Origin of the sequence: Sphingomonas sp. (genome assembly GCF_019242355.1) — a bacterium.
Taxonomy (GTDB): domain Bacteria; phylum Pseudomonadota; class Alphaproteobacteria; order Sphingomonadales; family Sphingomonadaceae; genus Sphingomicrobium.
In genome coordinates this window covers 1-8,292 of record NZ_JAFAVR010000220.1, presented here as the reverse complement: position 1 = coordinate 8,292, position 8,292 = coordinate 1, and the positions used below count along the sequence as shown (strand labels likewise).

Genomic DNA, 8,292 nt, shown 5'->3' with positions numbered 1-8,292 from the left:
CGCGATAGCCCTTGTAGACGATATCGCCGCCGTCCTGGGCGACCGCGGGCCGAACGCGTGTCTCGATCAGCTCCTTGATCTGGTCGATGATGTCGGCGTCCGCTTCATCATCCTCGAAGCCGCTTTCGTCCGCGACATGGATTCCCGCGGCGTTGCCCGGCGCGAACAGGGGTGCCCCGCCGACGAAATGGTCGAGCAGGGTTTCCAGGACCAGCGGCTCGAGGTCACTCCACGAGACGCCCGGCGCGGCGGTGACGGAAATGAAGTCGCGCCCGTAGAACACGCCCTCGACCATGCCGCTCGTGAATAGTGCGGCGGCAAGGGGCGAAGCCTTTGCGGCGTCCGCGTCGGCGAAGTCGCGCGTGCCCTGGTCCATGACGATTTCGCCCGGCAGGAACTTTCGCGTCGCGGGGTTGGGGGTCTGCTCGGTCCGGATCAGCATGGCCGCCATGTGGCCCTGCGGCGGACGGCGATCAAGGACCGAAGGGCGGCACTCCGGCGATCACCCAGCGGGTGAGTGCGACGCCGACGGCGAGACAGAGCAGGGCGGCCCACCATTTGCCCGGACGAAGGGGTTCGGCGGTGGGGTCGAGGATCGCCTTGCCGGTGATCATCGGCCCGACCAGCCGGCGGCCGCGAAGGCGGTACACGATGATTGCCCCGATATGCAGGGCGATCAGCCCGAGCAGCACGTAGAAGTTGACCGAATGAACGCCGCGCGCCCAGTCCGATGTGTCGGAACTGACCAGTCCGGAAAGGGGACCGGCGTAGATCCCGTCGTCATCCTGGGCAATCAGGCCAAGCCCGACCTGCAAGGCCGTGTCCCCCAGCAACGCGACCACGCTGAGCGCGCCAAGCGGGTTGTGGCCGATCCCAGTCCAGCGGCCGCGCAAATAGTCGCGGATCGCCGCCGGCCCACGGACGAAGCCGGAGAAGCGCGCCGTGGAGCTTCCGACCACGCCCCACATCACCCGGAACAGCAGCAGCGTGAGGATCGCGCAGCCCGACCAGATGTGCCAGCCGGTGTGGTGATATTCGACCGACCACCAGCTGAAGGCGATCAGAGCGGCAAGCAGCCAGTGGACCAGCCGGATCGGCAGGTCCCAGACTGGCTGCTTACCGCTGAAGCGTGAGCTCAGTGGTGCATCTCCGACCGGTATTTGTCGTGACATGACTGGCACGATTGGCCGAGCTCACCGAACTTGGTTTTGATTGACGGACCATCGCCGGACATCACCGCAACATTGAACGCCTTGGCGGCCTGCTGGAAGGCGTGCACTTTGACGGCAAAGTCCTGAGGGTTCTGCCAAATCTCGGGCTTGGCACCGGTCTTGCCAACGTCCGGGCCGGTACCTGCGCGAAACCAGCCCGTCGCCTGGCTCGACAGATCGGCCATCTGGGCCGCGGCGGCATGAACCGCAGCCGTGTCGGGCGAACTGCTGTCGAGTTCGCGCTTCAGCGTCTTGGTGGTCTTGCCGATGCTTTCCATGCCTTCATGCCGTTCGTGCATAACGGTTTTGGCCTGGTCGGCGCTGACCGGGGTCATGTCCGGGTCTGCATTACTGCCTGCAGCAACCTGAGGCGGCGAGGCCGAATTGCCGGTGTTCGCCGCAGTCGTGTTGGACGAGTTGGCATGAGGTCCTCCGCACGCGCCCAGCAAAACGAAGGCGGTCGTCGTTGCAAACAGTGCAATGCGCATGCTCACTCCTCTTCTAATCCTGTGGCACGACCCAGCTGTCGTCGATCATCTTTATGATTCCCGAGAAGTCCTTGTCGCCGCCGCCTCGGTCGACGAAGCGCTGGTAAAGCTCCTCGGCCTCGGTGCCCATCGGCGTATAGGCTCCAGCCTGCCGCGCCGCTTCCGCCGCGAGCTTCAGGTCCTTGAGCATCAGCGCCGCAGCAAACCCGCCCTCGTAGCCGCGGTCGGCCGGCGTTTCCGGACCGACGCCCGGGACCGGGCAATAGCTCGTCATCGACCAGCTCTGCCCGGACGCCTTGGACGAGATGTCGAAGAAGGTCTGCGAATCAAGTCCGAGCTTCTGCGCGAGCACGAACGCCTCGCAGGTCGCGGCCATGGTCGCGCCGAGAATCATGTTGTTGCAGATCTTCGCGGCCTGGCCCGCGCCCGCCTGACCGGCGTGGATCACGGCCTTGGCCATCGGCTCCAGGATGGGCCGGCCGCGCTCGAACGCCTCGTCCGATCCGCCGACCATGAACGTCAGGCTGCCGCCCTCGGCCGCCGCAATCCCGCCCGACACGGGTGCATCGAGCATGGTAAAGCCGGCGAACGCCGCCTCGTCGGAGATCGTCTTCGCGGAGCCGACGTCGATGGTCGAACAGTCGATCAGCAGCGCCGACTTCGGCGCGTTCGTGAAGACGTGGTTGCGATAGACGTCGAGCACATGCTTCGCCGCCGGGAGCATGGTGACGACCACCTCGGCGTCCTTGCAGGCGTCGGCGGCGGAGCCGGCAGCGGTGCAACCGCGCTCAATGGCGCGGTTCAGCGCATCTTCGCTCAAGTCGAACGCGCGCACCTCGTGCCCCGCCTTTGCCAGGTTCGGCGCCATCCCGCCGCCCATATGGCCGAGGCCGATGAATGCGATGCGTGCCATTTCACTTACCCTTCCACTCGCCCGGCCGCTTCTCGACGAAGGCAGTCATGCCTTCCTTCTGGTCCTCGGTGCCGAACAGGCCGTGGAACAGACGGCGCTCGAAACGGATGCCCTGGCCGAGCGGAATTTCGAAGGCGGCGTTGACCATCTCCTTGACTGCGATCGCCGCGAGCGGCGGCATCGCCGCAATCTGCCCGGCCGTTTTGAGCGCTTCCTCAAGCAGATCCGCGGCCGGGACGACCTTCGCTACCAAACCGGACCGCTCCGCCTCGCCAGCGTCCATCATTCGGCCAGTCAGGCACATTTCCATCGCCTTGGCCTTGCCGACCGCCCAGGTGAGCCGCTGCGAGCCGCCCATTCCGGGCGTCACGCCGAGCTTGATCTCGGGCTGTCCGAACTTCGCGCTGTCGGCCGCAATGATGAAGTCCGCCATCATCGCGACTTCGCAGCCGCCGCCGAGCGCATAGCCGGAGACGGCGGCGATCCACGGCTTGCGGGTCGCCGTGACCTTTTCCCATCCGGCGAAGAAGTCCGATGAATACATGTCGGCGAACAGCTGCTGCTGCATTTCCTTGATGTCGGCGCCGGCGGCGAACGCCTTTTCGGAGCCGGTCAGGACCAGGCAGCGCTGGCCAGGGTCCGCGTCATAAGCGGCAAAAGCGGTGATGAGGTCCTTCAACACCTCGCCGTTGAGGGCGTTCAGTGCCTGCGGCCGGTTCAGGGTAACCAGTGTCACCGCGCCGCGCTGCTCGACCAGGATCGTGCTGTAGTCGCTCATCCTTCGACCTCCGGAAAGGGCGTCCAGGCCTCCTGTTCGGGAAGCGGCGCGAAGAGAACGTCGAGCATCTCCTCGGTGACCTCCTCGGGCGCTGCCGGGTCCCATTGCGGGCTGTTGTCCTTGTCGATCAGCAATGCTCGAACCCCCTCTCGAAAATCGTGGGTACGAACGACCCGTGACGCCAGCGCATATTCGGCGCGCATCTCGTCGGCGAAGCTCGCCCGGCTCGCGCCCTCGGCGAGCAGCCGGAGGGAAACCTTGCAGGACATTGGACTTTTCGACCGAACGGTGGCGAGCTCGCTTCGTGCCCAGTCGCTCTCCTCGGCTTCAAGCGCGGCGAGCACATCTTCCAGCCGGTCCGAGGCGAACAGGCGGGTGATCTGCGGCAGGCTTTGCTCGATCTTCGCTTCAGGAACCGGCGCCGATGCCGCGCCGAGCGCGCCCTTGGCCCTTCCAGGCGCCTTCAGGACCCGCTCGACCAGCGACTCGAGCTCCGACTGCTCGACATAATGGGTGGCGAGGTTGAGGTAGCGACACTCGGCGCCGTCGAGCCGGGCGCCGGTCAGCGCCATAAACTGGCCGACCCGCCCCGGTAGCCGCGACAGGTACCAGCCGCCTCCGACATCGGGGAACAGGCCGATCCCGGTCTCCGGCATCGCCAGGCGCGTCGCCTGGGTCGCGATCCGGAAGTCGCAGGGCTGCGAGATTCCCACTCCGCCGCCCATCGTGATCCCGTCCATGATCGCGATCGTGGTCTTGGGATAGGTGAAGAGCAGATGGTTGAGCCGGTATTCGGCGAAGAAGAAGCGCTTCGCCTGCTCGCCGTTCTCGGTGCCACTGCGGGCGAGCATGACGACGTCGCCGCCCGCGCAGAAGCCGCGGCCCTCGCAATGGTCGATCAGCACCACTTCGACGGCAGGGTCGTCACGCCACGCCAGGAGGGCGACGCTCATCGCATCGCACATCTCGGTCGTCAGCGCATGAATGGCCTTCGGCCGGTTGAGCCGGATCCGCCCGACGCCGGCGTCGACCCTGATGATGACGTCCCTGCTCACTGGCGCAGGAGGTCCCGGCTGACGATGACGCGCATGATCTGGTTGGTGCCCTCGAGGATCGAATGGACCCGAAGGTCGCGCCAGAAACGCTCGACGGGATAGTCCTGCAAATAGCCGTAGCCGCCGTGAAGCTGCAGTGCCCGGTCGACCACCGCAGAGCCGGTATCGGTCGCGAGCCGCTTGGCCATTGCGGCGAACCGCGTCTTGTCGGCCGCGTTGGCCGTCACCTTGGCGGCGGCGACATAGAGCAGGTAGCGCGCCGCCTGGAGCTCGGTCTCCATGTCGGCAAGCGTGAACTGGGTCGCCTGGAAGTCGGCGATCGGGGTGCCGAACTGCTTGCGTTCCTTGGTATATTTCACTGCTTCGTCGAGGCAGCGCTGCGCGCCCCCCAACGAGCAGGCGCCGATGTTGAGGCGGCCCCCGTCCAGCCCCATCATCGCGATCCGGAAACCTTCGCCCTCGCCGCCGACGCGGTTGGCGACGGGCACTCGGACCTCGTCGAAATTGACCTGAGCGGTTGGCTGCGAATGCCAGCCGAGCTTCTTCTCCTGCGCGCCGAAGCTGACGCCCTTCATGTCCTTGTCGATGACCAGGCAGCTGATGCCCTTCGGTCCGTCCTCGCCGGTGCGGACCATGGTCACGTAGACCTCGTTCTCGCCGCCGCCCGAGATGAACGCCTTGGAGCCTGACACGACGTAATGGTCCCCGTCGAGCACTGCCTTGGTCTTCAGCGCCGCGGCGTCGGAGCCCGACGAGGGCTCGGTCAGGCAATAGCTGCCCATCCGCTCCATCGTGATCATCGACGGCAGATACTTCTGCTTCACCTCGGCCGAGCCGAAGCGGTCGATCATCCAGCTCGCCATGTTGTGGATCGAGATGAACGCGCTGGTCGAAGGGCAGCCGTAGGCCATTGCCTCCATGATCAAGGCCGCCTCGAGCCGGCCGAGCCCAATCCCGCCGCTTTCCTCCGAAACATAGATCGACCCGAAGCCGAGCTCCGCCGCCTCCCGGATCGTATCCTTGGGAAAGATGTGCTTCTCGTCCCACTCCGCGGCGTTTGGTGTGATGGCGTCGGCGGTGAACCGGCGCGCCATCTCCTGGATCTGGAGCTGGTCGTCGGTGAGGTCGAATTGGGTCATGTGGCCTGCGCCTTACGGGGCAGGCCACCTGTCAGCAAGTCATCGGATGGCTGGCACGGCCCCCGGTCGTGCCTTCAAGATCAGATCCAGCTCAGGTGCGCTTCCGACAGGGTGGAGTGCAAATGCGCCTCGAAGTCGTTCGCGTGCTGCCAATGGCCGATCCAGCCTGTCTCCGCATGCGGAACCGCCTGGCCGGCAGCGACCTTCGTCGAAACGGTGCCCGCTGGCTGCGCCGAGGAGGAAAGGTCGACGACGTAGAAGTTGCTTGCTGAGAGGATTGTGCCCGCGGTCACCTTCGCGAACAGGACTTTGCCGGCCGATCCGGTTCCGTCGGGATCGAAGTAGATATCGCCGCTCGCCTTGTCATAGATGATGCGGGTTGCTGAACTGGTGGCGCTGGTCCCCGCCTGGAAAGCCGACGCGGACAGGTCGCCAAGGGCGAGACCCCCGAACGCGCTCTGGGACAGGGCGATTGTGTCCTCGGTTGCCGAGAAATCGGTGATCGTGCCGACGTTCGTTGAGGCGGGGGCGGCATCGAAGCCGAAAACGTCCGTCCCCGCGCCACCGGACAGCGTGTCGATCCCCGCGCCGCCGATCAGGATGTCGTTGCCATCACCGCCGGACAGCTTGTCGTTGCCACCGGCCCCGTCCAGGTAATCGTCCCCTCCGGCGCCGCTCAGGACATTCACCGCGTCGTTCCCAAAGATCACGTTCTGGAGCGCGTTGCCGGTACCATTAGTGGAGTTCGTTCCCGAAAGGACCAGATTGTCTAGATTGGTTCCCAGCGTGTAGCTGATCGAGCTGATCACCGTGTTGTCGCCCGCCGGATCGGAGTAGAGAATCCGGTCCCCGGGATTATCGATGATGTAAGTGTCGTTTCCGCCTTCGCCTTCCAGAATGTCAGCCCCGCCCTTGCCGTCGAGCACGTTGTCGCCGACGGTCCCGACGATCGTATTGTCGAGGTTGTTGCCCGTGCCGTTGGCAGCTTGCCCTTCGAGGGTGAGGTTCTCGACATTTATTGTGAGCGTGTAGCTCACGTGGGAATCGACCGTGTCGACCCCCGCGTTGAATCCCTCGATAACCTGGTCGTCCGCGCCGTAAACGATGTAGGTATCGTTGCCAGCGCCGCCCTTCAGGGTGTCACCGCCGGTATTGCCGTTGATGACGTTGTCACCGCTGTTGCCGATGATCACGTTGGCGCCCTGGGTGCCAGTCGCGTTGATGTTGGCCGTGCCGGTGAGTGTCAGGTTCTCGATGTCGGCGTAGACCAACCCTTCCAGCGAAAAGCTGATCGAACTCTTCACGGTGTCGTTGCCGCCGTCCAGGTCGAAGATCGTGTCGTTCACGTTATCGACGACGTACGTGTCGTCGCCGGCTCCGCCGTTCATCGTGTCGGCCCCGCCGCGGCCATCCAGGATGTTGTTGCCGGAATTGCCGACGATCGAGTTGTCGAGATCGTTGCCGGTGCCGTTGACCGAAGCCGTGCCGGTCAAGGTCAGGTCCTCGATATAGCTCCCGAGCGCGAAGCTGACGGAGCTTTGCACGCCGTCGTGGCCGCCGGCCGACGTCTCGCTCACCCGGTCGCCCGAGTTGTCGACGATATAGACGTCGTCGCCCGCACCGCCTTTCATGATGTCGGCGCCCGCGCCGCCATCGATGACATTGGCGGCGCCGTTGCCGAAGATCGTATTGGCAAGAGCGTTGCCAGTGCCGTTGATTGCGCCGGTGCCGGTCAGCGCGAGGTTCTCGACGTTTGCGCCGAGAACATAGCTGATCGAACTCTTGACGGTGTCGATTCCCTCGCCCGTCAGTTCGACAACCGAGTCCAGCAGATAGTCGACAATGTAGGTATCATTGCCGGCGCCGCCCTTCATCGTGTCCGCACCGACCCCGCCGTTGATGACGTTGGCGGCGGAATTGCCGATGATGGTGTTTGCCGAGTCGTTCCCCGTGCCGTTGATCGCGGCTGTCCCGGTCAGGGTCAGGTTCTCCAGGTCCGCGCCGAGCTTCCACGAGACGGACGATTGGACGAGGTCGTTCCCTCCGTAGAGAGTGCCGCCAAGGTCGTTATGCGGCTCGATGATGCGGTCCCCGCTATTGTCGACGACATAGGTGTCGTCGCCGAAGCCGCCCTCCAGCGTGTCGGCTCCCACGCCTCCGTCGAGGACGTTCGCACTTCCGTTCCCGATGATGACGTTGCGCAGACCATTGCCCGTGCCGTCGAGCGCGGTTCCGGTCAGGGTCAGATTCTCGACGTTGGCACCGAGCGCGTAGGAAATGGACGACTGGACGGTGTCTACGCCGCCGCTGGCGCTGGTCTCGACGACCTGATCGTCGACGTTCTGGATGATGTAGGTGTCGTTGCCATTGCCTCCGGTAAGGACATTGGCGGCGGAATTCCCGGTCAGGACATTGGCGAGGCTGTTGCCGGTCCCGTCGATCGCCGCGCTTCCGGTCAGGGTCAGGTTCTCGACATAATTGCCAAGGGTGTAGCTGACGGACGACTGGACGGTGTCGGTGCCGCCACTCGATGTCTCGAGCACCCGGTCGCCCGTGTCGTCGACGATATAGGTGTCATCACCGCCCTGGCCGCGCATGGTGTCCGCACCGGCGCCGCCGTCGATGAGGTTCGCGTCATTCGATCCGGCAAGCACGTCGTAATAAGCGGAGCCGATAAGGTTTTCGATGCCCGAGAGCTGGTCGTTTCC

Annotated in this window: 8 protein-coding genes; all 8 read right to left on the bottom strand. The window is 64.8% G+C overall.

Annotation, left to right across the window (positions count from 1 at the left end):
* Positions 1–442 (bottom strand): NifU family protein (locus tag JOZ79_RS10930; RefSeq protein WP_294074051.1); only part of this gene is annotated, 442 nt, incomplete at its 3' end.
* A gap of 31 nt (positions 443–473) precedes the next feature.
* A complete protein-coding gene (locus JOZ79_RS10925; protein WP_294074049.1) occupies positions 474–1,172 on the bottom strand; it encodes a cytochrome b/b6 domain-containing protein in 699 nt (232 codons plus the stop codon).
* Complete coding sequence (locus JOZ79_RS10920; protein WP_294074047.1) at positions 1,136–1,699, bottom strand: cytochrome c; 564 nt, start codon at positions 1,697–1,699, stop codon at positions 1,136–1,138. Before JOZ79_RS10920 ends, JOZ79_RS10925 begins: the two co-directional genes overlap by 37 nt.
* A 13-nt stretch (positions 1,700–1,712) precedes the next feature.
* Entirely contained in the window at positions 1,713–2,612 is a 900-nt protein-coding gene (gene mmsB, locus JOZ79_RS10915; RefSeq protein ID WP_294074045.1) for a 3-hydroxyisobutyrate dehydrogenase, read from the bottom strand.
* Between the two features lies 1 nt (position 2,613).
* The gene (locus JOZ79_RS10910; protein WP_294074043.1) at positions 2,614–3,390 is read right to left on the bottom strand and encodes an enoyl-CoA hydratase; all 777 of its coding nucleotides are present in this window, start codon (positions 3,388–3,390) and stop codon (positions 2,614–2,616) included.
* Entirely contained in the window at positions 3,387–4,445 is a 1,059-nt protein-coding gene (locus tag JOZ79_RS10905) for an enoyl-CoA hydratase/isomerase family protein (protein WP_294074041.1), read from the bottom strand. Before JOZ79_RS10905 ends, JOZ79_RS10910 begins: the two co-directional genes overlap by 4 nt.
* On the bottom strand, positions 4,442–5,584 hold the full coding sequence (locus tag JOZ79_RS10900; RefSeq protein ID WP_294074039.1) for an acyl-CoA dehydrogenase family protein: 1,143 nt from the start codon (positions 5,582–5,584) through the stop codon (positions 4,442–4,444). Before JOZ79_RS10900 ends, JOZ79_RS10905 begins: the two co-directional genes overlap by 4 nt.
* A gap of 80 nt (positions 5,585–5,664) precedes the next feature.
* Positions 5,665–8,292 (bottom strand): calcium-binding protein (locus JOZ79_RS10895; protein WP_294074037.1); only part of this gene is annotated, 2,628 nt, incomplete at its 5' end.